This window comes from Pseudomonas sp. Irchel 3H7, assembly GCF_900187605.1.
Taxonomy (GTDB): domain Bacteria; phylum Pseudomonadota; class Gammaproteobacteria; order Pseudomonadales; family Pseudomonadaceae; genus Aquipseudomonas.
Genome location: NZ_FYEA01000003.1, coordinates 93,259 through 118,224, shown reverse-complemented (window position 1 = coordinate 118,224; position 24,966 = coordinate 93,259). Strand labels below are relative to the sequence as shown.

Here is a 24,966-nt window from a genome sequence, read left to right as displayed (position 1 = left end):
AGAAAACAAGCCTTTTTAGTGGCAATATTTTGTTTTATCTACAACGAGTGACCTGAATCAACTGGTCCGAATGGTCAAAAAAGCCGTCTGTCATTCCAACAACAACGGCGTTTGATCAGCATAGACAATCAGGTCGCCACATCCGTTAGCCTGGAGTTCTACACATGCATCCCCGCGTCCTTGAGGTCACCGAACGGCTTATCGCCCGCAGCCGCGCCACGCGTCAGGCTTACCTTGCACTGATTCGCGGCGCCGCCACTGACGGGCCGATGCGCGGCAAGCTGCAATGCGCCAACTTCGCCCACGGCGTGGCCGGTTGCGGCAGCGAAGACAAGCACAGCCTGCGGATGATGAACTCGGCGAACATCGCCATAGTTTCTTCGTATAACGACATGCTCTCGGCGCACCAGCCGTATGAAGTCTTCCCGGAACAGATCAAGAACGCCCTGCGCGAAATCGGCTCGGTCGGCCAGTTCGCTGGCGGCACTCCGGCGATGTGCGACGGCGTCACCCAAGGTGAGCCGGGCATGGAACTGAGCTTGCCGAGCCGCGAAGTGATCGCCATGTCCACCGCTGTGGCGCTCTCTCACAACATGTTCGACGGCGCGCTGATGCTCGGCATCTGCGACAAAATCGTCCCGGGCCTGATGATGGGTTCGCTGCGCTTCGGTCACCTGCCGACGATCTTCGTGCCGGGCGGGCCGATGGTCTCGGGGATTTCCAACAAGGAAAAAGCCGACGTGCGCCAGAAGTACGCCGAAGGCAAAGCCACCCGCGAAGAGCTGCTGGAATCGGAGATGAAGTCCTACCACAGCCCGGGCACCTGCACCTTCTACGGCACCGCCAACACCAACCAGTTGCTGATGGAAGTCATGGGCCTGCACTTGCCGGGCGCTTCTTTCGTCAACCCGAACACGCCGCTGCGTGATGCGCTGACCCGCGAAGCTGCGCATCAAGTTACGCGCCTGACCAAACAGAACGGCAACTTCATGCCGATCGGCGAAATCGTCGACGAGAAGTCGCTGGTCAACTCCATTGTTGCGCTGCACGCCACCGGCGGCTCGACCAATCACACCCTGCACATGCCGGCCATTGCCATGGCGGCGGGCATTCAACTGACCTGGCAGGACATGGCCGACCTCTCCGAAGTCGTGCCGACCCTGAGCCACGTCTACCCGAACGGCAAAGCCGACATCAACCACTTCCAGGCAGCGGGCGGCATGTCGTTCCTGATCCGCGAACTGCTTGGCGCCGGTCTGCTGCACGAAGACGTCAACACCGTGCTTGGCCACGGCCTGAGCAAATACACCAAGGAACCGTTCCTCGATAACGGCGAACTGGTATGGCGCGAAGGTCCGGTCGACAGTCTCGACGAAAATATCCTGCGCCCGGTCGCCCGTGCATTCTCGGCGGAGGGTGGTCTGCGGGTGATGGAAGGCAACCTCGGTCGCGGTGTGATGAAGGTGTCCGCCGTTGCTTTGGAAAACCAGATCGTCGAAGCGCCAGCGATGGTGTTCCAGGATCAACAAGATCTGGCCGACGCGTTCAAGGCCGGCCTGCTGGAAAAGGATTTCGTCGCGGTGATGCGCTTCCAGGGCCCGCGTTCCAACGGTATGCCGGAGCTGCACAAGATGACGCCGTTCCTCGGCGTGCTGCAGGATCGCGGCTTCAAAGTCGCCCTGGTGACTGACGGCCGGATGTCCGGCGCCTCGGGGAAAATCCCCGCTGCGATTCACGTCAGCCCGGAAGCTTATGTCGGTGGTGCTTTGGCGCGCGTGCAAGAGGGCGATATCATCCGCGTCGATGGCGTCAAAGGTACTTTGGAACTTAAAGTCGACGCCGCCGAATTTGCAGCGCGCGAACCCGCCAAAGGCCTGTTGGGCAACAACATCGGCAGCGGTCGCGAACTGTTCGGCTTCATGCGCATGGCCTTCAGCTCGGCGGAGCAGGGCGCCAGCGCCTTCACTTCTGCCCTGGAGACGCTTAATTGAAACTGGCTTTGGTCGGTGACATCGGAGGCACCAACGCGCGGTTCGCGTTGTGGAAAAACCAGCAACTGCAATCGGTTCAAGTGCTGGCCACGGCCGACCACGCCAGCCCGGAAGAGGCGATCAGCCTCTATCTGCGCGGGCTCGGTCTGGCGCCGGGTTCGATCGGTTCGGTGTGCCTGTCGGTGGCAGGTCCCGTCAGTGGTGATGAGTTCAAATTCACCAACAATCACTGGCGCCTGAGCCGCAGCGCGTTCTGCAAAACCTTGCAGGTCGAGCAGTTGTTGCTGGTCAACGACTTCTCGGCGATGGCGCTGGGCATGACCCGTTTGCAGCCGGGCGAATTTCGTGTGGTCTGCGAGGGCACGCCGGAGCCGTTGCGTCCGGCGGTGGTGATTGGCCCGGGCACTGGCCTTGGTGTCGGCACCTTGCTTGATTTGGGTGAAGGTCGTTTCGCGGCGTTGCCGGGCGAGGGCGGTCACGTTGATCTGCCGCTGAGCAGTCCGCGTGAAACTCAGTTGTGGCAGCACATCCACAATGAAATCGGCCATGTCAGCGCCGAGACCGCGTTGAGTGGCGGCGGTTTGCCGCGGGTCTATCGCGCGATTTGCGCAGTGGACGGGCATGAGCCGACACTCGACACGCCGGAAGCGATTACGGCAGCTGGTTTGGCCGGTGATCCGATTGCCCTGGAAGTGCTCGAGCAGTTCTGCTGCTGGCTCGGCCGTGTCGCCGGCAACAACGTGCTGACCACGGGCGGGCGTGGCGGGGTGTATATCGTCGGTGGTGTGATTCCACGCTTCGCCGATTTCTTCCTCGAAAGCGGTTTCGCCCGCAGCTTTGCTGACAAAGGTTGCATGAGCGATTACTTCAAAGGCATTCCGGTGTGGCTGGTGACAGCGCCGTATTCTGGCCTGGTTGGCGCCGGTGTGGCCTTGGAACAGGCTTGATACCGAGTCGCCTTCATCGCTGGCAAGCCAGCTCCCACAGGTTTTGTGAACGACACAGATCCTTGTGGGAGCTGGCTTGCCAGCGATGAGGCCAGAACAGGCAACAAATATCCAAGGTTCATCAGGCATAATCCGCCCCAATTCCAACAACAAGGATGCCTTCGAAGTGAGCTCAGTCAACAAGTCGATATTGTTGGTCGATGACGACCAGGAAATACGCGAGTTGCTGGAAACCTACCTGACCCGCGCCGGGTTTCAGGTGCGGGCCACCGCCGACGGTGCCAGTTTCCGTCAGGCCCTCAACGAGGCGCCGAGCGATCTGGTGATCCTCGATGTCATGCTGCCCGACGAAGACGGCTTCAGCCTGTGCCGTTGGGTGCGTCAGCATCCGCGTCAGGCGCAGGTGCCGATTATCATGCTCACCGCCAGTTCCGATGAAGCCGATCGCGTAATCGGTCTCGAACTCGGTGCCGACGACTACCTCGGCAAACCCTTCAGCCCCCGCGAACTGCAAGCCCGCATCAAAGCTCTGCTGCGGCGTGCGCAATTCGGTCAGGAGCGCAGTGGCAGCGACGTGCTGGCCTTCGATGAATGGCGCCTAGACATGGTCAGCCACCGCCTGTTTCACACCGACGGCGAGGAAGTGATTCTCTCCGGCGCCGACTTCGCCCTGCTGAAACTGTTCCTCGATCACCCGCAGGAAATCCTCGACCGCGACACCATCGGCAACGCCACCCGTGGCCGCGACCTGATGCCGCTCGATCGCATCGTCGACATGGCCGTCAGCCGTTTGCGCCAGCGTCTGCGCGACACCGAGAAACCGCCACGGCTGATCCGTACCGTGCGCGGCAGCGGCTACCAACTGGCAGCCAACGTGGTTGCCGGCAATGCTCACTGAGTCGCTGCGTAAACTCGCCGCCAAGGTGCCGGTACCGCGTTCGCTGCTTGGGCGGATGTTGCTGCTGACGTTGCTCGCGGTGTTGTTTGCGCAGACCTTGTCGAGCGTGATCTGGGTCTCGCAGCTGCGCGCCACGCAGCTCGAAGGTCTGGTCACCAGCGCCCGCAGCCTCGCCCATTCGATGACCGCCAGCGTCAGTTATTTCCGCTCGTTGCCGGTGGCTTATCGGCCGTTGGTACTCGACCAATTGCGCAGCATGGGCGGCACCCGATTCGTCGTGACGCTCAACGACAAGCCGCTGGGCATGGACGTACTGCCGGTCACGCCGCGTAAAGCGGCGGTGATGAAAGCGGTCGACGAAGTGCTGCGACAGACCTTGGGCCATGACACCGATATTTCGGTGACCTTCGTCAGCCCCGAGGATCTGCGAATCTTCAACGCCGGGCTGAAACTCGATGAATTGCCGCGTTCGTGGGCGCATTACGCGCTGACCCTGGAACCGGTCAATCCACCCGTGCTGGTCACGCAGATTCAAATGGCCCCGGGCGAATGGCTGTACATCGCCTCACTGTTGCCCGAGCCGTACACCAGTCTTGAAGAACAGGGACTGCCGTCGCAACAAGTGTGGTTCATCGTCCTCACCAGCGGATTTTTGCTGCTGTTCATCGGCCTGTTGGTGCACTGGCAGAGCCGGCCGCTCAAGCGTCTGGCACGTGCCGCACGGGATCTGTCGCTGGGTGCCGACGTCGAACCGGTGGCCGAGGGCGGTGGCAGTGAAGTGGTGGAAGTGGGGCGCGCCTTCAACACCATGCGCGAGCGCATCAGCCGTTACCTGACTGAACGCAGCCAGTTGTTCAGCGCGATTTCCCATGACCTGCGCACGCCAATCACCCGTTTGCGTTTGCGCGTCGAACTGCTGGAAGACGAAAAGCTGCAAGCCAAATTCGGCCGCGATCTGGATGAGCTGGAGTTGTTGGTCAAAGGCGCGCTGCAATGCGTGAAAGACACTGACATCCACGAGAACATCGAACCGGTGGATCTCAACCATGTGCTTGATTGTCTGGTCGAACCGTACCTGGCGCCGAACGGCAACGGCCGGGTGACTCAGCATGGCCGTGCGTTGGCGGCGTATCCGGGCAAACCTTTGGCGTTGAAGCGTTGCATTGGCAATCTGATCGACAACGCGTTGAAGTATGGGCAGAACGCACATCTGCATATCGATGACGATGACAGCGCGTTTGTCTTACACGTTGATGATGAAGGGCCGGGAGTGCCGGAGCAGCGCTTGGAGCAGGTGTTTGAGCCGCACTTCCGGTTGGCGGGGCAGCAGCAGGGATATGGCTTGGGGTTGGGCATTGCACGCAATATTGCCCACAGCCATGGCGGGGAGGTGACGTTGCAGAATTTGCGTGAGGGTGGGTTGCGGGTGACCCTGCAGTTGCCGCGTTCGGCGGATTGAGTCAAAAGCTTTCCCTCACCCTAGCCCTCTCCCAGAGGGAGAGGGGACTGACCGCGTTCTTCATTCGAATTGCGCCGACCTGATGCATTGAGTCGATTATGGATTCGGTACAGCTCTTTCAGGTCGGCGCAACTCTTCAGCATCCTGCGATCGGCCCCCTCTACCTCTGGGAGAGGGCTGGGGTGAGGGCCGCTCTTTGTCACGATCTGGTGACAAACCCCGCCCCCTTCGTTACAAGCCCACCCCGACCCGTTGTTTAGACTCCCCGCAGTCATAACAACAAAAAAGGCCCCCCATGGATCTCTTCCAACCCGGCTTCAGCAGTTGGCTGAACGCCCCTGCGCACCAGCAATGGCTCGCCGCCGAAGGCCTGCGTCTGCTGGATTTCGCCAAGGCATCAAAACTGCCCGAAGGCTTCGGCAACCTCGACGGACGCGGCCGTCTGCCAGCGAACGCGCAAGCCGAAACCATGAACACCGCGCGCATGACCCACAGCTTCGCCATGGCCCACATTCAGGGCTTGCCGGGTTTTGCCGAGCTGGTCGATCACGGCATCGCCGCCCTGCGCGGACCATTGCGTGATGCGTTGCATGGCGGCTGGTTCGCGGTCGCCGAACACCGCGATGACAACACCGGCAAGAACGCCTACCTGCATGCCTTCGTTGCGCTTGCGGCCAGCTCTGCGGTGGTCGCACAGCGTCCCGGCGCCCAAGCGTTGCTGGATGATGCCATCGACATCATCGACACGTATTTCTGGAGCGAGGAAGAGGGCGCCATGCGCGAATTCTTCAATCGTGACTGGAGCGAAGAAGAAGCCTATCGCGGCGCCAACAGCAACATGCACGCGACCGAAGCGTTCCTCGCGCTGGCCGATGTCACTGAAGATCCGCGCTGGCTGGTGCGCGCGCAACGCATCGTCGAGCGGGTGATCCACGGTCACGCTGCCGGCAACGGTTACATGGTCATCGAGCATTTTGACCGCGACTGGCAACCACTGCGTGACTACAACCTCGACAATCCTGCTGACGGTTTCCGCCCCTACGGCACCACGCCGGGTCACGGTTTCGAGTGGGCGCGGCTGTTGCTCCATCTCGAAGCCGCGCGGGTGCAGGCCGGTATGCTCACGCCCGGTTGGCTCGCCACCGATGCGCAAAAACTGTTCGAGAACAATTGCCGCAACGGTTGGGACGTCGATGGTCTGCCAGGCATCGTCTACACCCTCGACTGGGACAACAAAGCCGTGGTCCGCCACCGCTTGCACTGGACCCACGCCGAAGCCAGCGCCGCCGCCAGTGCCTTGCTCAAACGCACCGGCGATGCGCAATACGAAAGCTGGTACCGGCTGTTCTGGGAATTCTGCGAGATGAATTTCATCGACCGTTGCGACGGCAGTTGGCACCACGAACTCAATCCGCAAAACATCCCAAGTGCCGATATCTGGCCGGGCAAACCCGATCTGTATCATGCCTGGCAAGCGGTGCTGATCCCTCGTCTACCCTTGTCGCCCAGTATGGCGACCGCGCTGGCACAGTTATCCCAGAGCAGTCCTGTGTAACCATGTGGTGACATTCGCGCGTCCCTTCGTTACCTGCGAAGGGAAACGTCCTGTTTAAACTCCTGTGCAGCGCAAGCACCAGACTTGCATGCATAACAACAAGAAAGGTACATCTCAGATGAATGCGATTTCTCGCCTCGCTACTGTCATTTCTGTCGCCTCCCTGTTCCCGCTCGCAATTCTGCCTCTCAGTGTTTCCGCTGCCGAATCCAAAGGTTCGGTCGAAGTCGTGCACTGGTGGACGTCCGGTGGCGAAAAAGCTGCCGTTGATGTGCTCAAGGCCCAAGTCGAAAAAGACGGTTTCACCTGGAAAGACGGCGCTGTCGCCGGTGGTGGCGGTGCGACTGCCATGACCGTGCTGAAAAGCCGCGCAGTCGCTGGCAACCCGCCTGGCGTTGCCCAGATCAAAGGCCCGGACATCCAGGAATGGGCATCCACTGGCCTGCTCGACACCGACGTTTTGAAAGACGTCGCCAAGTCGGAAAAGTGGGACAGCCTGCTCGACAAGAAAGTCTCCGATACCGTGAAGTACGACGGTGATTACGTGGCCGTGCCGGTGAATATTCACCGCGTGAACTGGCTGTGGATCAACCCGGAAGTGTTCAAGAAAGCCGGGATCACCAAGAACCCGACCACCCTCGAAGAATTCTATGCCGCTGGCGACAAGCTCAAGGCTGCGGGCTTCATTCCGCTGGCTCACGGCGGTCAGCCTTGGCAGGACAGCACCGTGTTCGAAGCTGTAGTGCTTTCGGTCATGGGTGTCGATGGTTACAAGAAAGCCTTGGTTGACCTGGACAACGCCGCGCTGACTGGCCCGGAAATGGTCAAGGCGCTGACCGAGCTGAAGAAAGTCGCGACCTACATGGACGCCGACGGCAAAGGTCAGGACTGGAACCTGGAAGCGGCCAAGGTCATCAACGGCAAGGCCGGCATGCAGATCATGGGTGACTGGGCCAAGTCCGAATGGACCGCCGCGAAGAAAGTCGCGGGCAAAGACTACGAGTGCGTAGCTTTCCCGGGCACCGACAAGGCGTTCACCTACAACATCGACTCGTTGGCCGTGTTCAAGCAGAAAGACGCCGGCACTGCGGCCGGTCAGCAGGACATCGCCAAAGTCGTGCTGGGTGAAAACTTCCAGAAAGTCTTCAGCATCAACAAAGGCTCGATCCCGGTTCGCAACGACATGTTGAACAACATGGACAAGCTCGGCTTCGACTCCTGCGCACAGACTGCTGCCAAGGACTTCCTCGCGGACGCCAAGTCCGGCGGCCTGCAGCCAAGCATGGCGCACAACATGGCGACCACGCTGGCCGTGCAAGGCGCGTTCTTTGATGTCGTGACCAACTACATCAACGACCCGAAAGCCGACCCGGCCGACACTGCCAAGAAACTCGGCGCTGCGATCAAGTCCGCCAAGTAATGCTTGGCCCCGGTAGGAGTGAGCCTGCTCGCGATAGCAGTTGGTCAGGTAACAGATTTATCAACTGACACACCGCAATCGCGAGCAGGCTCACTCCTACAAGGGGGCGAGTTGCCCAAGTAGTCCTTTTCTCTCGTACTGGATTTCCCCATGAGTTCTGTTGCTGTGTTCAGCAAGGCCTCGCCGTTCGATGCATTGCAACGCTGGCTACCCAAACTGGTGCTGGCGCCGAGCATGTTCATCGTGCTGGTGGGCTTCTATGGCTACATCCTGTGGACGTTCGTGCTGTCGTTCACCACCTCGACTTTCCTGCCCAACTACAAGTGGGCCGGTCTGGCGCAATACGCGCGGTTGTTCGACAACGACCGCTGGTGGGTCGCGAGCAAAAACCTCGCGGTGTTCGGCGGTATGTTCATCGGCATCACCCTGGTGATCGGCGTGCTGCTGGCGGTGTTCCTCGATCAGCGCATCCGTCGCGAAGGCTTTATCCGCACCATTTACCTGTACCCGATGGCGCTCTCGATGATCGTCACCGGTACCGCGTGGAAATGGCTGCTCAACCCGGGCATGGGCCTGGACAAATTGTTGCGTGACTGGGGCTGGGAAGGCTTCCGTCTCGACTGGCTGATTGACCCCGATCGCGTGGTTTACTGCTTGGTGATCGCCGCTGTGTGGCAAGCCTCGGGCTTCATCATGGCGATGTTCCTTGCCGGCCTGCGTGGTGTTGATCAATCGATCATCCGTGCCGCGCAGATCGATGGCGCGAGCATGCCGACGATCTACTGGAAAGTGGTGCTGCCAAGCCTGCGTCCGGTGTTCTTCAGTGCGGTGATGATTCTGGCGCACATCGCGATCAAGAGCTTCGACCTGGTCGCGGCGATGACTGCCGGCGGCCCGGGTTACTCCTCCGACCTGCCCGCGATGTTCATGTATTCCTTCACCTTCAGTCGCGGCCAGATGGGCATGGGCTCGGCCAGTGCGATTCTGATGCTCGGTGCGATCCTCGCGATCATCGTGCCTTACCTGTATTCCGAGCTGAGGACCAAGCGCAATGACTAGTCTCGCTGCCAAACCTGCTATCAGCCTGAGTCGCATCGCGATCTACGCGGTACTGATCCTCGCCGTACTGCTTTATCTGGTGCCGCTGGTGGTCATGTTGCTGACCAGCTTCAAGACTCCGGAAGACATCAGCACCGGCAACCTGCTGAGCTGGCCGACCGTGGTCAGCGGCATCGGCTGGGTCAAGGCCTGGGCCACGGTTGACGGTTACTTCTGGAACTCGATCAAGATCACCGTTCCGGCCGTGATCATCTCCACCGCCATCGGTGCGTTGAACGGTTACGTGCTGTCGTTCTGGCGCTTCCGTGGTTCGCAGCTGTTCTTCGGTCTGCTGTTGTTCGGCTGCTTCCTGCCATTCCAGACCGTGCTGCTGCCAGCCTCGTTCACCCTCGGCAAAATGGGCCTGGCAAGCACCACCACTGGCTTGGTGTTTATCCATGTGGTTTACGGTCTGGCGTTCACCACGCTGTTCTTCCGTAACTACTACGTGAGCATTCCGGATGCGCTGGTGAAAGCTGCACGTCTGGACGGCGCGGGTTTCTTCACGATTTTCCGGCGGATCATTCTGCCGATGTCGACGCCGATCATCATGGTTTGCCTGATCTGGCAGTTCACCCAGATCTGGAACGACTTCCTGTTTGGTGTGGTGTTCTCCAGTGGTGATTCGCAGCCGATTACGGTAGCGCTGAACAACCTGGTCAACACCAGCACCGGCGCCAAGGAATACAACGTTGATATGGCAGCGGCGATGATCGCCGGCCTGCCGACCCTGCTGGTCTATGTGGTCGCAGGCAAGTATTTCGTGCGCGGGCTGACGGCCGGCGCAGTCAAGGGGTAATCATGGCAACGCTCGAACTTCGCAACGTCAACAAGACCTACGGTGCCGGCCTGCCGGACACCCTGAAGAACATTGAACTGTCGATCAAGGACGGTGAGTTCCTGATCCTCGTCGGCCCGTCGGGCTGCGGCAAATCGACCTTGATGAACTGCATCGCCGGTCTGGAAACCATCACCGGCGGCGCGATCATGATCGGTGATCAAGACGTCAGCGGCATGAGCCCGAAGGATCGCGACATCGCCATGGTGTTCCAGTCCTACGCGCTGTACCCGACCATGAGCGTGCGCGAGAACATTGAGTTCGGTCTGAAGATTCGCAAGATGCCGCAGTCGGCGATCGATGAAGAAGTCGCGCGCGTGGCCAAACTGCTGCAGATCGAACACTTGCTCAATCGCAAGCCGGGTCAGCTTTCCGGTGGTCAGCAACAGCGTGTGGCGATGGGCCGTGCACTGGCACGTCGACCAAAGATTTATCTGTTCGACGAACCGCTGTCCAACCTCGACGCCAAGCTGCGCGTCGAGATGCGCACCGAAATGAAACTGATGCACCAGCGCCTGAAAACCACCACGGTCTACGTAACCCACGACCAGATCGAAGCGATGACCCTGGGCGACAAGGTTGCGGTGATGAAGGACGGCATCATTCAGCAGTTCGGCACGCCAAAAGAGATCTACAACGACCCGGCCAACCTGTTCGTCGCGAGTTTCATCGGTTCACCGCCGATGAACTTCATTCCGCTGCGTCTGCAACGCAAGGACGGTCGTCTGCTGGCGCTGCTCGACAGCGGTCAGGCGCGTTGCGAGCTGCCGATGAGCATGCAGGACGCCGGGCTCGAAGATCGCGAAGTGATCCTCGGCCTGCGCCCGGAGCAAATCGTGTTGGCGAACGGCGAGGGCAATGGCCTGCCAAGCATTCGTGCCGAAGTGCAGGTGACTGAGCCGACCGGCCCGGACACGCTGGTATTCGTCAACCTCAATGAAACCAAAGTCTGCTGCCGTCTGGCGCCGGACGTGGCACCGCAGGTGGGCGAGAACCTGACGCTGCAATTCGATCCGTCGAAAGTGTTGTTGTTCGATGCCAAGACCGGTGAGCGCCTCGGCAATGCCGGCCAACCACAGACCGATGCGCGGTCTGCGAACGTGGCGCAATTCAAAGGCCGCTGAAGATCAATGCTGGAATGCGGTCATGTGGGAGCTGGCTTGCCAGCGATGAGGCCGGCACATCCAACATGGATGTCGCCTGAAGCACCGCCATCGCTGGCAAGCCAGCTCCCACAGGGATTGGATTCCAAAAGGAGCACGCGGTGGATTGCCTGTAATCCATCGCAATTTATGTAAACCGCGTTAGATAAAAACAGTTAATAACAATAAAGACGAGGATGTAGGGATGAAAAAGAAACACGTCAATGCCCGGTTGATCTGCCAAGTGTCGGCTGCGGCGGCCTTGGTGCTGGCCGGTAACGCCATGGCGGCGGATGCCTTCAGTTCCGATTCGAAATGGATGACCGGCGACTGGGGTGGCGAGCGTACCAAGCTGATCGAGCAGGGTATCGACATCAAGGCTGACTACGTTGGGGAAGTCGGTGGCAACCTGAACGGTGGCTACAACGACGACAAGACCGCGCGTTACGCTGACCAGTTCGGTCTGGGCGTGGCACTCGATCTGCAAAAGCTCTGGGGCTGGGATAACACCCAGGCGAAGATCCAGCTGACCAACCGTAACGGTTACAACATCTCCAACGACCGCGTTGGCGATCCGCGTGCCGGCACCTTGAGCTCCTCGCAAGAAGTTTACGGTCGTGGCCACATGGTGCGTCTGACCCAGTTGTGGATTCAGCACCAGTTCTTCGACAACAAACTCGACGTCAAGGCCGGTTACTTCGGCGAAGGCGAAGACTTCAACACCTTCCCGTGCGACTTCCAGAACCTCGCGTTCTGCGGTTCGCAAGTGGGTAACTGGGCAACCAACATCTGGTACAACTGGCCGGTCAGCCAGGCCGCGATCCGTGTGAAGTACAACATCAACGACGAGCTCTACGCGCAAATCGGTGCGTACAACCAGAACCCGTCGCAGCTGGAACACGGCAACGGCTTCAAACTCAGCGGCAGCGGCACCAAAGGTACTGTGTTGCCGGTTGAGTTGGTCTGGTCGCCGAAGGTCAACAGCCTGCCGGGCGAATACCGCGTCGGTTACTACAAGAGCACGGCCGATGCCGACGACGTTCGTGAAGACGTCAACGGTTTCGACGCCGCCACCACTGGCGACGCGTACAAAACCCACAGCAGCAAAAGCGGCTACTGGTTCGTGGCGCAACAGCAACTCACCAGCCACAACGGTGATGCTTCTCGCGGTCTGAATATCGCGGCCAACGCCACGTTCCACGACAAAGACACCAACTTCATCGACAACTACCAGTCGGTGATGTTCGTCTACAAAGGCCCGTTCGACGCGCGTCCGAAGGATGACGTCGGTATCGGCGCGGCGCGTATCCACGTCAACGATGACGTGAAGAAAAACGCCGAGCTGCTGAACGCTTCCAACGGTGTGTCGGACTACGACAATCCGGTGTTCTCGCCAATTCGCGAAACCGAATACAACTACGAGATCAACTACGGCTTCCACGTCACCAACTGGCTGACCGTACGTCCTAACCTGCAGTACATCACTCACCCGGGTGGTGTGGATGAAGTTGATAACGCTTTGGTCGCTGGCCTGAAAATTCAGTCTACGTTCTGACGCGTCTGCGATAAGCTCCTCTCTATGTGCGCATATTTGCGGACAGCCAAGGCTGTCCGCTTTTTTTTGAGGGGCAGTAATCCCCGTGACAGTTGAATTCGGAACCGTGGCCAATGCATGAGCATCCGCTACAACGCTTCTTCAAATCCCTGCGTGAACAACCGGTGTTCGCCTGGGAGCGCTATCAGATGCGCGACGTGTTGGTGATCGATCACCCGCTGTGTCAGGCGGTGTTCAGTCGTCAGGGCGCGCAGTTGCTGCACTTTCAGCCGCGTGGGCAAAAGCCGTGGTTGTGGTGTGCGGCGAAGTGGCCGCACGTGGGTGCCATTCGCGGTGGTGTGCCGGTGTGCTGGCCGTGGTATGGCCGTCATCCGAGCGAAAACGCCTGGCCATCGCATGGTTGGGCGCGCTTGCTCGACTGGAAGTTGCTCGACAGCAGCAGCGCCGAAGACGGCGTGCGCCTGCACTGGCAATTGCAGCTGTGCGACTGGCAGGTCGACCTGCACGCGCATCTGGGGGAGCGCATGGAATTACGCCTGAGCACCGAGCATCAGGACGACATGCCGTGCCAGTTGAGCCAGGCTTTGCACGCTTACTGGCGTATTGGCGATGTCGGTGAGATAGCGCTGTCTGGGCTCGAAGGAGCGCAGGGTTATGACCAGTTGAATCGCCAGGTTTGCCAGCAGGAAGGTGAGTTGCGAGTGGATGGCGGCTGTCAGCGGGTGTTCCAGCACGACGGCGAATTGCAGTTGAAAGATCACGCCTGGCAGCGTGAGTTGTGCATCGATACCGGAGACAGCGCGGACACGGTGGTGTGGCATCCGGGAGCGCGGCCGTTGTTGGGCGTGACGTGGGATGAGATTTCCGAGTTCGTGTGCGTGGAAGCGGCGGCGGGCGGGACGGACAGTCTGCATCTGGCGCCGGGGGAGAAGGCGCATTTGAGTTTGCAGGCGTGGGCGGCGGCTTGAGAGTGTCAAGTACACCGATACCCTCACCCTAGCCCTCTCCCGGGGGGAGAGGGGACCGAATGGGGGATATTCGAGAGATGCACCGACATGAACGAATGTCGGTGAATCCATAATCGACTCAGTGTTTCAGGTCGATGTATAGCGCAAGACACCTCGGTCGGCTCCCTCTCCCTCCGGGAGAGGGCTGGGGTGAGGGTTGGCTTTCGCTTTTAGCGCCTTAGTTGAACTCGTCACCCACCGGATACCGGCTGGCATTCAAGCTCTCTTTGATCTTGCGCAGATGCGGCTGGAAATCCACGCCACGACGCAAGGTCATCCCGGTCGCCAACACATCCAGCACCGTCAACTGAATGATCCGCGACGTCATCGGCATATAAATGTCGGTGTCTTCCGGCAACGGAATATTCAGGCTCAAGGTACTCGCCTTGGCCAGCGGCGAATTCTCCGCCGTCAAACCCAACACCGAAGCGCCGTTCTCGCGAGCAATGCGCGCCACTTCGACCAGCTCACGGGTACGGCCGGTGTAGGAGATGATCACGAACAACTCACCGGTGTGCGCCACCGAGGCAATCATCCGTTGCATCAACACATCGGCGTGCGCGGTGACGGCGAGGTTGAAGCGGAAGAACTTGTGCTGCGCATCCAGCGCCACCGGCGCCGAAGCGCCGAGGCCGAAGAAGTGGATCTGTCGTGCTTGAATCAACAGGTCGACGGCGCGGCTGATCAGGTTCGGATCGAGCGCCTGGCAAGCACTGTCCAGCGACGCGATGGCGCTGCCGAAAATCTTCTGCGTGTACGCCTCGGGATTGTCGTCGGCCTCGACCGCGCGGCTGACATACGCCGCGCCGCTGGCCAGGCTCTGCGCCAGTTGCAGCTTGAGTTCGGGATAGCCGCTGACACCGAACGAACGGCAGAAACGGTTGACCGTCGGTTCGCTCACCGAGGCCGCCTGGGCGAGGGCGGCGATGCTGAAGCGGGTGGCCTGCTGCGGGTTTAGCAGGATCACCTCGGCGACTTTGCGTTCGGCCTTGTTCAGGTCTTCAAGGCGACTCTGGATCTGTTCCAGTAAATTTCGCACGCGGTCCATATGGAATTCCTAATTCACCTGCGCAAAGGTGCGCCGGGCTATGCAAATTGGGCCTTTGATATGGCCCGTAACGGTGGCCTATCCTACTGATGGCTCCGACCGACCACCACTCGGAATCTGTATTTTGCGAAAATGTTGTGGTTATTACTACATTTTCCCTTGAGTGATGCCTTGAAAAAAGGTATTTGTAGCTTAACTTGATAAAAGAACAAACATCATGCCTTCGATTACGGTTGAACCGTGCACCTTTGCCTTGTTCGGCGCGCTTGGCGATCTGGCCCTGCGCAAGCTGTTTCCTGCCCTTTATCACCTCGATGGCGCTGATCTGCTGCACGAGGACACGCGCATCATCGCGTTGGCCCGTGAAGAAGGTTCCGAGCAACAGCACATGGCGTTCATCGCCGCCGAACTGCGTCGTTATGTAGGCAAAGAGCTGGACGAGGCCGTCGCCGAGCGTTTTCTCGCACGCCTGACCTACCTGCACGTCGACTTCCTCAGATCTGAAGATTATGTGGCGCTGGCCGAACTGGCTGGCAGCACGCAACGCATGATTGCCTACTTCGCCACGCCGGCAGCGGTGTACGGCGCGATCTGCGAGAACCTGGCGAAAGTCGGTCTGGCAGAAAATACCCGTGTGGTGCTGGAAAAACCGATCGGCTCCGACCTCGAATCGTCGCGCAAGGTGAACGACGCGGTAGCGCAGTTCTTCCCGGAAAACCGCACCTACCGCATCGACCACTACCTGGGCAAAGAAACCGTTCAGAACCTGATCGCCCTGCGTTTCGCCAACAGTCTGTTCGAAACCCAGTGGAACCAGAATTACATCTCCCACGTGGAAATCACCGTGGCCGAGAAGGTTGGCATCGAAGGCCGCTGGGGCTACTTCGACAAGGCCGGCCAACTGCGCGACATGATCCAGAATCACCTGTTGCAGTTGCTCTGCCTGATCGCCATGGACCCGCCGGCTGACCTGTCCGCCGACAGTATCCGTGACGAGAAAGTAAAAGTGCTCAAGGCGCTCGCGCCGATCAGCCCGGAAGGCCTGACCACGCAGGTCGTGCGCGGCCAGTACATCGCCGGCCACAGCGAAGGCAAATCCGTACCGGGTTACCTCGAAGAACCGAATTCCAACACCCAGAGCGACACCGAAACCTTCGTCGCTCTGCGTGCCGACATCCGCAACTGGCGCTGGGCCGGCGTGCCGTTTTACCTGCGTACCGGCAAACGCATGCCGCAAAAGCTGTCGCAGATCGTCATCCACTTCAAGGAACCGTCGCACTACATTTTTGCGCCGGAACAACGCCTGCAGATCAGCAACAAACTGATCATCCGCCTGCAACCGGACGAAGGCATTTCCTTGCGCGTGATGACCAAAGAGCAGGGCCTGGACAAAGGCATGCAACTGCGCAGCGGGCCGCTGCAACTGAATTTCTCCGACACCTGGCGTAGCGCGCGGATCCCCGATGCCTACGAGCGGTTGTTGCTGGAAGTGATGAACGGCAATCAGAACCTGTTTGTCCGTAAAGATGAAATTGAAGCCGCGTGGAAGTGGTGTGACCAGCTGATCGCCGGGTGGAAAAAATCCGGTGACGCGCCCAAGCCGTATGCGGCCGGGTCGTGGGGGCCGATGAGCTCCATTGCATTGATCACGCGGGACGGGAGGTCGTGGTATGGCGATATCTGATGTGCAACTGCCTGCGGGCGTGAACGCTCACGAATACAAGAGCCCGGTGCTGTTGGCCGAAGGTCTGGCGCTGAACGTCGCCAAGCAATTGAGCGAGGCCATTGCGGCACGCGGTAACGCGGTGCTGGTGGTGTCTGGCGGTCGTAGTCCGGTAGCGTTTTTCCAGCACCTGGCCAAGCAGGATCTGGACTGGTCGAAGGTCGTCGTGACCCTCGCCGATGAGCGCTGGGTACCGGTTGAACACGCCGACAGCAATGCCGGTCTGCTCAAGCAATACTTGCTCAAAGGCCCGGCGGCCAAGGCGCAGTTCCTCAGCCTTTATAGCGCGGCGGCCAACGTCGAGCAGGCTGCTGAACAGGCTGACCGCTTGCTCGCCGAATTGCCGCCGATTGACGTGCTGGTGTTGGGCATGGGCGATGACGGCCACACCGCGTCGCTGTTCCCCGACAGCCCGAACCTGACCGAAGCCTTGCAGGCCGATGGCACACGCCGTTGCTGGCCGATGCTGGCGCCGAGTGTGCCGCGTCAGCGCCTGACCATGAGCCGTGCGCTGCTGGCCTCGGCCCGGCACAAGATTCTGTCGATTTCCGGTCAATCGAAACTGACCACCCTGAATGCCGCACTGGCATCCGACGACGTCGCCGCCATGCCGGTGCGCGCGTTTCTGCAACCTACGTTAGAGATTTACTGGTGCCCATGAGCCAAGGAACAGCCGCTATGACAACCCCATCCCCGACCGTTTCCATGGCGGACAAAGTTGCCCTGATCGACAGCCTCTGCGCCAAGGCGCGGATCCTGCCGGTGATCACCATCGCTCGCGAACAGGACGTGCTGCCACTGGCTGACGCTCTGGCTGCCGGTGGTCTGACCGCGCTGGAAGTGACCCTGCGTTCGCAGTTCGGCCTCAAGGCCATCCAGATCCTGCGCGACCAGCGTCCGGAACTGATGACCGGTGCCGGTACCGTGCTCGATCGCAACATGCTCGCGGCTGCCGAAGCCGCTGGTTCGCAGTTCATCGTCACTCCGGGCATTACCCGTGACCTGCTGGAAGCCAGCGTCGACAGCCCGATTCCGCTGTTGCCGGGCATCAGCAACGCTTCCGGCATCATGGAAGGCTACGGTCTGGGTTATCGCCGCTTCAAGCTGTTCCCGGCTGAAGTCAGCGGTGGCGTGGCGGCAATCAAAGCTCTCGGCGGCCCGTTCGGCGAAGTGAAATTCTGCCCGACTGGCGGCGTGGGTCCTGCCAACATCAAGAGCTACATGGCGCTGAAAAACGTCATGTGCGTGGGCGGTAGCTGGATGCTTGATCCGGAGTGGATCAAGAACGGCGACTGGGCCCGTATTCAGGAATGCACCGCCGAGGCGTTGGCACTGCTGGACTGATTGTTACCAGACACTTCGTTGTGTGTTCTACGGCTTTACGGTGCGCTTGGTCGGTGCACCGTTTTTTTTTGCCTGAAAATTGCTGTGTAGAAGCTATGTAGGAGCTGTCGAGTGAAACGAGGCTGCGATCTTTTGACCTTGCTCTTGAGCGCCAACATCAAAAGATCGCAGCCTTCGGCAGCGCCTACATCGACACCGTTACGACGCGATACATAGTTACCGCACAGCCGCGTTGGCGTGACGCTAATCTGCGTTCATCTTACGGAAGAGAGAACGCCTCATGGACGACCATCAATCAGCAGACTTGCCCCATCAGCCTCTTCGGCAACGGCACACTCATATCCCTGGCAGCTTCGATTGGCGCAAAACCGAAGGCAAGGTGCGCAACATCAGTGGCGGCATCGAAGGCCTGCCCCTGATTTTGCGTCTGGTCCTGGTCGACGCCATGACCGGTGAGCCAGTGGTTGGCGCCGAGGTCCGGATCGAACAGAACATCGGCGCCGACAGCCTGTGCGGCGCCCAGTCGACCGACAGCCAAGGCATCGTGCGGTTTACCAGTATTTACCCGGATCAGCACTCTGGCGGGGCCTCGTGCATCGCCATGACCGTGTGCATCGCCAGTGATGATCAACACCCGCAGTCACATCAGGAGGCCTGGGCAGGACGGCTGCATCTTCCCAGTGTATGTGGCTGTGAAGCGGTGGGCGATGACGCCTCGCGGCTGTCGTTGCGAGCGATTGGCGGGGAAGGTCTTGAGGACGGCTACTTCGGCAGCCTGACGATCGGCGTCGACACCTTTGCGGTGTCGTCGCAGATCGGCCTTGCTGGCTACGAGAAGTCCACAGGCGCGGTGTTTTAGCGCAGCTCGTTCAGCGCGCGGACCAGCAACTGCATGTCGCCAGCGGTGGTGGTCAGCCCCGGTGTAATGCGGATGCTCGGTCCGCTGGCGGCGCCGTTACGCACCACGGTGAACAGGTTGTAATCATTGAGCAGGCGCTCCGCCATCGCTTGTTGATCGTCGTGCCGGGTGAAACGCAGCGATGTGATGCCGCAATACAGCCTTGGATCGTCTGGCGTCATGACTTCGATGCCCGGCAAGTGCCTTACCGCGCTGACCCACAGATTGCGCAGATAATTGACGCGAGCGCCTTTGGCCGGTGCACCGCCGAGGGAGCGGTGCTCCTCGAACACCAGCGGCAAGGTCATCAGTGCTGGAATGTTGGGCGTGCTGTACGACGTGCGCGCACGGATGTCATTAGCCGGGTAATGCATTTCACCCATATCCGGATCAATGTCGGCCAGGCGTTGCGGTGCGATATAGAGGAAGCCGAGGGTGAGCGGGGCACCGATCCATTTGTGCAGGTTGTATCCGGCGAACGCGATGCCGAGGGAGTCGAGGTCGAACTCGATCTGACCGAGTGCATGGGCGCCGTCGAGGATGACATCGACGCCATGCTCTTTGGCCAGCGCGGCGATGGCTTGTACCGGCATCACCAGACCGGTGCGGTGAGTGACGTGAGTAAGGGCCATCAGCTTGATCTTCGGGTGGCCGCTGAACGCTTCGCGGTAAGTCTCCACCAGGCTGTCGTAACTCGCTGGGTGCGCGTGGGCAATCTCGATCACATCGGCGCCACGATGTCTGGCCAGCCAGCGCATGGCGCCTTTGACCGTGTCGTATTCCAGATCACTGATCAGCACCTGATCGCCCGGTTGCAAGCGGTTGTAGTTGCGGATCAGCGACTGCAGGCCTTCGGTGGCGTTACGGGTGAAGGCTACGCTCTGCGCGCGCACACCGATCAGCTCGGCCAGTTGCGCACGGATATCGAGGTTGTCGTGCTGCTCGAAACGCTGGCGCACGTACACCGAATTGCTGGTGTTGATCAGCTCGATATTGCGCTGGTATTCCTCGATTACTGTGCGCGACATGCGCCCGAAGTAACCGTTTTCCAGGTTCACGGGACCGGGTTGAACGTCGTAACGGTCGGCGAACGTTTGCCAGAAGGCTTCGTCACGGGCACGGCGGGTGTTATCGGGCATGGTCGGCTGACTCTACAGAGGAGGGCGCTTCAATGGCGCGGGGCAGGTTTGCCGTGTTTGGCGCGCAGCGGTTCGAGCAAGTCCGAGAGGCCGTTATGGTCGATCTCTTGCATCAGCGCGAGCAGGCCGCCGAGTTCGCCGCGAGGGAAACCTTCCCGGGCAAACCAGTTCAGGTACGGCCCCGGGAGGTCGGCAATGATTCGGCCCTTGTACTTGCCGAAGGGCATTTCGCGGGTGATCAGCAGTTCGAGTTTTTCGGGATTCATCAGGGATTTCGTCTGGCTTCAAATCAGCTTGGAAAATACAGGCATTCTGCATGCAGGCCAAATGACAGATCATGCAAATAACCGTGATACAGATAGTTCACTTATATTTAACTCATTGATAATTAAAGAAATTCTATAAATAAAAAAGCTGGCACGCACACTGCAATATCCCTTGCATCTTCAACCAATCGCAAGGAATTGAAAAATGACCGACATGAATAAAGAAGCCATCTCTGTACTCAATGACCTGATTGAAACCTGCAAGGACGGTCAGGAAGGGTTCAAGACTTGCGCCGAAGACATCAAACATCCAGAACTGAAAACCCTGTTTGTCACCCGCTCTGCCGATTGCGCAACCGCTGCAGCAGAACTGCAGGCCGAAGTTCGCAAGCTGGGCGGCGATCCGGAAACTTCCACCAGCGTCAGCGGTGACCTGCACCGTCGTTGGGTCGACGTCAAAGCCATGTTCACCGGCAAGGACGAAGAAGCTGTGCTGAACGAAGCCGAGCGCGGTGAAGACCACGCACTGAAGGCCTACAAAGAAGCCCTCGAGAAAATCACCAAGCACAACCTGGTGGGTATTCGTGATCTGGTTGAACGCCAATACCACGGCGTACAACGCAACCACGACCAGGTGAAAGCCCTGCGTAACGAGGCTCGCGCTCGCTCTTAAGCGTTCGCCGGGTACAAAAAACGCCAGCGAGTCTGGCGTTTTTTTATGTCTGGGGGAAAGCCAAAGCAAGGGCCCCTCACCCTAGCCCTCTCCCGGAGGGAGAGGGGACTGATCCAGGTGTTCTGTCGAGGTACGCCGACCTGAAATATCCAGTCGAACTCAAGATCTGAAAACCACGGAGATCGGCTCCCTTTCCCCCTCGCCCCTTGGGGGAGAAGGGACTGATTGGGGTGAATGTGGGAGATACACCGACTTGAACGATCTGAGGTGAACTCAGGTTTTGAAAAGCATCGAGATCGGCTCCCTTTCCCCCTCGCCCCCCAGGGGGAGAGGGCTGGGGTGAGGGGGAAAAGCTCTCACTGACACACCACAAATCAATCAGCCAATGCTGATCGCCGGCAAAGTCGGCAACGTCACCGTCTGTTGCTTGCGCGGCGCCAGAATCTCCGCCTCACCATCCACTACCAACTCATCGCGCTGGTTGAACACACGAGTGGCAATGCGCACACGAAACTTTGGCAGCTTCTCGAGAATTTCCAGGCGCACGGTCAGCGTGTCACCGATCTTCACCGGCTTCTGAAAGCTCATCTGTTGACCGATATAAATAGTCCCCGGCCCAGGCAGCTCGCAGGCAACGGCGGCACTGATCAGCGCGCCACTGAACATACCGTGAGCGATACGCTCCTTGAACATGCTCGCGGCGGCAAATTCGGCGTCAAGGTGCACCGGGTTGTGGTCACCGGACATGGCGGCGAACAGTTGAATATCGCGTTCTTCGACGGTCTTGCTGTAGCTGGCGGTCTGGCCGACTTCGAGGGCTTCGTAAGGGATGTTGGTAACCTGGGTCATCGGTCTCGATTCCTGTGACGGATTCAGTGAATCCACAAAAAATTATTCGCTGCGCTGAGGGCGCGGATGGCTCAGGGCCTGATCGATCCAGGCCAGCACATCAGCGATCACTTCGTCGCGATTGGTTTCGTTGAACAATTCGTGCCGCGCCTGCGGGTAGATCTTCAGTTGCAGGTGCTGGCTGCCGGCCGTGCGCAAGGCATTGGCCAGATCTGTCAGACGCTTGCCTTCACTCACCGGATCACATTCGCCGCCGATTACCAGCAGCGGCAGGCCCGGATCGATCTGCGCGAGATTGGACGCTTTGCTGATCTGCTGCAAGCCGCCGAGCAGGTCGATCCACAGTTGATTGGTGCAGCGAAAGCCACACAGCGGGTCGTTGGCGTACAAGTCGACCTCCGCCGGATCGCGGCTGAGCCAGTCGAAGCGTGTGCGCACCGGTTTGAATTGGTTATTGAACGAGCCGAACGACAGCCATTCGATCAGCGCACTGCGGCCCTTGCCACCCTGACGGAGTTTTTCCAGGCGGGCGATCTGCCGCGCAGCGCGGTACAGCGCAACAGGCTGAAAGTTGGAACCACTGAGAATCGCTCCGTGCAGACTGGCGCTGTGATGCAGCAAATAACCTTGGGCGATGTAACTGCCCATGCTGTGGCCCAGCAGGATGATCGGCACGCTGGGGTGCTGCTGGCCGATGTGCTGATTGAGGCTGGCCAGATCGCCGAGCACTTTGCACCAGCCATCGTCATCGGCGAAGTGGCCGAGGGTACCGTGATTGGCGGTTTTGCCATGTCCGCGTAAATCCGGCGCATACACGCCATATCCTTTGTCGCAAAACGTGTCGGCCAGTCGTGCGTAGCGGCCGCTGTGTTCCGCCATGCCATGGGCCAGCAGGATCACCGCTTTCAACGGCGCCGCCGGCAGCCATTGATTGACGAACAGGCGGCTGCGGTCACTCGCGTCCAGCCATAGGGTGTCGTGGATCATGGCGATTCCTTTGCTCAGAGTCGGATCATTGTATAGCGCGTCTGATCAGCCCACGCCACGGCAGGAAGATTCACACGATCAATGACGGCTTTGCCCATATTTGCCTCAATGGCCATAACTGCTAGTGTCCGTGAAGCTCCGCTTTTTCAGAAATGACAGAAAGCGGCCCCGGATCAGCTCAGGTAAAGAGGACAAGAACAATGCAACCTGATTTCTGGAACGACAAACGCCCGGCCGGCGTACCGCTGGACATCGACATGGGAGAGTTCAAGTCGGTGATCGAGGTGTTCGAGCGTTCCTGCAAGAAGTTCGCCGATCGCCCGGCGTTCAGCAATATGGGCATCACCCTGACCTACGCTGAACTCGAGCGCCAGAGCGCCGCCTTCGCCGGTTACCTGCAGGCGCATACCGATCTGGTTCCGGGCGATCGCATTGCGGTGCAGATGCCCAACGTCCTGCATTACCCGATTGCCGTGTTCGGTGCACTGCGTGCCGGGCTGATCGTGGTCAACACCAACCCGCTGTACACCGCGCGGGAGATGCGCCATCAGTTCAAGGATTCCGGCGCACGAGCACTGGTGTACCTGAACATGTTCGGCCAGAAAGTCCAGGAAGTGCTGCCCGACACCGACATTCAATACCTGATCGAAGCGAAGATGGGCGACCTGATGCCCACTGCCAAGGGTTGGCTGGTCAACACCGTGGTCAGTAAAGTGAAGAAAATGGTCCCGGCGTATTCGCTGCCGCAGGCGATCTCCTTCAAAAGTGCACTGCGCATGGGCCGTGGCCTTGGGGTCAAGCCGCTGAAGGTCGGTCTCGACGACATCGCCGTGCTGCAATACACCGGCGGCACCACCGGCCTGGCCAAAGGCGCGATGCTCACTCACGGCAATCTGGTGGCGAACATGCAGCAAGTGCGCGCCTGTCTCGCGCAACTCGGCCCGGACGGCCAGCCGCTGCTGCGCGAAGGCCAGGAAGTGATGATTGCGCCGCTGCCGCTGTATCACATCTATGCGTTCACGGCGAACTGCATGTGCATGATGGTTTCCGGCAACCACAACGTGCTGATCACCAACCCGCGCGACATTGCCGGCTTCATCAAGGAGTTGAAGAACTGGCGCTTCTCGGCGCTGCTGGGCTTGAACACCTTGTTCGTGGCGCTGATGGATCACGCGGATTTCAAGACCCTCGATTTCTCCAGTCTGAAGCTCACCAACTCCGGCGGCACCGCGCTGGTCAAGGCCACCGCCGAGCGCTGGGAGCAAATAACCGGTTGCCGCATCACCGAAGGTTACGGCCTCACCGAAACTTCACCGGTGGCCTGTACCAACCCGTACGGCGATCAATCGCGTCTGGGCACGGTCGGTTTGCCGGTACCGGGCACGTTGCTGAAAGTCATCAACGATGACGGTGTCGAACAGCCGATGGGCGAGCGCGGCGAGTTGTGCATCAAGGGCCCGCAGATCATGAAGGGCTACTGGCACAAACCGGAAGCCACCGCCGAAGTGCTGGATGCCGAGGGCTGGTTCAAGTCCGGTGACATTGCGGTGATCGATCCGGATGGTTTTGTGCGAATCGTCGATCGCAAGAAGGACATGATCATCGTCTCCGGTTTCAACGTGTACCCCAATGAAATCGAAGACGTGGTGATGGCGCATCCGAAAGTCGCCAATTGCGCAGTGATCGGCGTGCCGGACGAGCGCTCGGGCGAGGCGGTGAAGTTGTTTGTGGTGGCGCGGGAAACGGGGGTCAGTCTTGAAGAGCTCAAAGCCTACTGCAAAGAGAATTTCACCGCTTACAAAGTGCCGAAACACATTGTGTTGCGTGAGTCATTGCCGATGACGCCTGTCGGGAAAATTCTGCGGCGCGAGTTGCGCGATATCGCTTAAAGACCAGAAGCGAAAAGATCGCAGCCTGCGGCAGCTCCTACAGGAAACGCATTCCAGGGTAGGAGCTGCCGAAGGCTGCGATCTTTTGCTTTAAGTCCCCGAAAACCGGGGCTTTAAGGTTGTTCTAGGATTTTTGCTCTAAAATGACTGCTAGATAGTCTTGAGTCATGATAATGACTGTAGGGGCCGTTTTTGGCTCTAGTCGACCCTTGGCAAAGCTGCTACTCTCGGCGCGCTTTG

22 protein-coding genes are annotated in these 24,966 nt (G+C 59.4%); 17 read left to right on the top strand and 5 right to left on the bottom strand.

What is annotated here, in order from left to right:
• Positions 1-164 precede the first annotated feature (164 nt).
• From edd to CKW38_RS06585, 11 genes are all read left to right on the top strand, one after another.
• Positions 165-1,991 (top strand): phosphogluconate dehydratase, encoded by a 1,827-nt coding sequence (edd, locus tag CKW38_RS06635; RefSeq protein ID WP_095112266.1) that lies wholly within the window; start codon positions 165-167, stop codon positions 1,989-1,991.
• Positions 1,988-2,938 (top strand): glucokinase, encoded by a 951-nt coding sequence (locus CKW38_RS06630; protein ID WP_095112265.1) that lies wholly within the window; start codon positions 1,988-1,990, stop codon positions 2,936-2,938. Before edd ends, CKW38_RS06630 begins: the two co-directional genes overlap by 4 nt.
• A 166-nt stretch (positions 2,939-3,104) precedes the next feature.
• A complete protein-coding gene (locus tag CKW38_RS06625; RefSeq protein ID WP_007917879.1) occupies positions 3,105-3,836 on the top strand; it encodes a response regulator in 732 nt (243 codons plus the stop codon).
• Positions 3,826-5,295: an ATP-binding protein gene (locus tag CKW38_RS06620; protein ID WP_007917878.1), complete on the top strand. Its 1,470-nt coding sequence runs from the start codon at positions 3,826-3,828 to the stop codon at positions 5,293-5,295. Before CKW38_RS06625 ends, CKW38_RS06620 begins: the two co-directional genes overlap by 11 nt.
• A gap of 295 nt (positions 5,296-5,590) precedes the next feature.
• On the top strand, positions 5,591-6,850 hold the full coding sequence (locus tag CKW38_RS06615) for an AGE family epimerase/isomerase (protein WP_095112264.1): 1,260 nt from the start codon (positions 5,591-5,593) through the stop codon (positions 6,848-6,850).
• A gap of 118 nt (positions 6,851-6,968) precedes the next feature.
• Positions 6,969-8,270, top strand: coding sequence for an ABC transporter substrate-binding protein (locus CKW38_RS06610; protein WP_007917875.1), 1,302 nt, complete (start codon positions 6,969-6,971; stop codon positions 8,268-8,270).
• 150 nt (positions 8,271-8,420) lie between these two features.
• The gene (locus CKW38_RS06605; RefSeq protein ID WP_007917874.1) at positions 8,421-9,329 is read left to right on the top strand and encodes a carbohydrate ABC transporter permease; all 909 of its coding nucleotides are present in this window, start codon (positions 8,421-8,423) and stop codon (positions 9,327-9,329) included.
• Positions 9,322-10,167, top strand: coding sequence for a carbohydrate ABC transporter permease (locus CKW38_RS06600; RefSeq protein ID WP_007917872.1), 846 nt, complete (start codon positions 9,322-9,324; stop codon positions 10,165-10,167). The genes CKW38_RS06605 and CKW38_RS06600 overlap by 8 nt, the downstream gene beginning before the upstream one ends.
• 2 nt (positions 10,168-10,169) lie before the next feature.
• Entirely contained in the window at positions 10,170-11,330 is a 1,161-nt protein-coding gene (locus tag CKW38_RS06595; protein ID WP_095112263.1) for an ABC transporter ATP-binding protein, read from the top strand.
• Between the two features lie 223 nt (positions 11,331-11,553).
• Complete coding sequence (locus CKW38_RS06590; RefSeq protein WP_007917870.1) at positions 11,554-12,903, top strand: carbohydrate porin; 1,350 nt, start codon at positions 11,554-11,556, stop codon at positions 12,901-12,903.
• A gap of 113 nt (positions 12,904-13,016) precedes the next feature.
• The gene (locus tag CKW38_RS06585; protein ID WP_007917868.1) at positions 13,017-13,871 is read left to right on the top strand and encodes a D-hexose-6-phosphate mutarotase; all 855 of its coding nucleotides are present in this window, start codon (positions 13,017-13,019) and stop codon (positions 13,869-13,871) included.
• Between the two features lie 217 nt (positions 13,872-14,088).
• Here the strand turns inward: CKW38_RS06585 and CKW38_RS06580 are convergent, their stop codons facing one another.
• Positions 14,089-14,949, bottom strand: coding sequence for a MurR/RpiR family transcriptional regulator (locus tag CKW38_RS06580; RefSeq protein WP_171057240.1), 861 nt, complete (start codon positions 14,947-14,949; stop codon positions 14,089-14,091).
• Between the two features lie 226 nt (positions 14,950-15,175).
• Here CKW38_RS06580 and zwf point away from each other — a divergent pair, with 226 nt between their 5' ends.
• The 4 genes from zwf (at position 15,176) to CKW38_RS06560 (ending at position 18,884) form a co-directional block, all read left to right on the top strand.
• Entirely contained in the window at positions 15,176-16,642 is a 1,467-nt protein-coding gene (gene zwf / locus CKW38_RS06575; RefSeq protein WP_007917863.1) for a glucose-6-phosphate dehydrogenase, read from the top strand.
• Positions 16,629-17,342, top strand: a complete 714-nt coding sequence (pgl, locus tag CKW38_RS06570; RefSeq protein WP_095112262.1) for a 6-phosphogluconolactonase — start codon at positions 16,629-16,631, stop codon at positions 17,340-17,342. Before zwf ends, pgl begins: the two co-directional genes overlap by 14 nt.
• Before the next feature lie 17 nt (positions 17,343-17,359).
• Positions 17,360-18,025, top strand: a complete 666-nt coding sequence (locus CKW38_RS06565) for a bifunctional 4-hydroxy-2-oxoglutarate aldolase/2-dehydro-3-deoxy-phosphogluconate aldolase (protein ID WP_008082815.1) — start codon at positions 17,360-17,362, stop codon at positions 18,023-18,025.
• Between the two features lie 280 nt (positions 18,026-18,305).
• Complete coding sequence (locus tag CKW38_RS06560; protein ID WP_095112261.1) at positions 18,306-18,884, top strand: hypothetical protein; 579 nt, start codon at positions 18,306-18,308, stop codon at positions 18,882-18,884.
• Here CKW38_RS06560 and CKW38_RS06555 read toward each other — a convergent pair.
• Together CKW38_RS06555 and CKW38_RS06550 are read right to left on the bottom strand one after the other, a co-directional pair.
• Complete coding sequence (locus CKW38_RS06555) at positions 18,881-20,062, bottom strand: aminotransferase class V-fold PLP-dependent enzyme (RefSeq protein ID WP_095112260.1); 1,182 nt, start codon at positions 20,060-20,062, stop codon at positions 18,881-18,883. The two genes, CKW38_RS06560 and CKW38_RS06555, sit on opposite strands and share 4 nt — an antisense overlap.
• Positions 20,063-20,091: 29 nt before the next feature.
• Positions 20,092-20,328: a DUF3820 family protein gene (locus CKW38_RS06550; protein WP_095112259.1), complete on the bottom strand. Its 237-nt coding sequence runs from the start codon at positions 20,326-20,328 to the stop codon at positions 20,092-20,094.
• Positions 20,329-20,533: 205 nt separating this feature from the next.
• On the opposite strand from CKW38_RS06550, the gene CKW38_RS06545 reads away from it, so the two are divergent.
• Positions 20,534-21,001: a PA2169 family four-helix-bundle protein gene (locus CKW38_RS06545; protein ID WP_095112258.1), complete on the top strand. Its 468-nt coding sequence runs from the start codon at positions 20,534-20,536 to the stop codon at positions 20,999-21,001.
• Positions 21,002-21,379: 378 nt separating this feature from the next.
• On the opposite strand, the gene CKW38_RS06540 is transcribed toward CKW38_RS06545, so the two are convergent.
• Both CKW38_RS06540 and CKW38_RS06535 read right to left on the bottom strand, forming a co-directional pair.
• The gene (locus CKW38_RS06540; RefSeq protein ID WP_003227420.1) at positions 21,380-21,850 is read right to left on the bottom strand and encodes a MaoC family dehydratase; all 471 of its coding nucleotides are present in this window, start codon (positions 21,848-21,850) and stop codon (positions 21,380-21,382) included.
• 42 nt (positions 21,851-21,892) lie between these two features.
• Positions 21,893-22,837, bottom strand: coding sequence for an alpha/beta hydrolase (locus CKW38_RS06535; protein WP_095112257.1), 945 nt, complete (start codon positions 22,835-22,837; stop codon positions 21,893-21,895).
• Between the two features lie 200 nt (positions 22,838-23,037).
• Between CKW38_RS06535 and fadD2 the strand changes: the two genes are divergently transcribed.
• Positions 23,038-24,726 (top strand): long-chain-fatty-acid--CoA ligase FadD2, encoded by a 1,689-nt coding sequence (fadD2, locus tag CKW38_RS06530; protein ID WP_095112256.1) that lies wholly within the window; start codon positions 23,038-23,040, stop codon positions 24,724-24,726.
• The last annotated feature ends 240 nt before the right edge of the window (positions 24,727-24,966 follow it).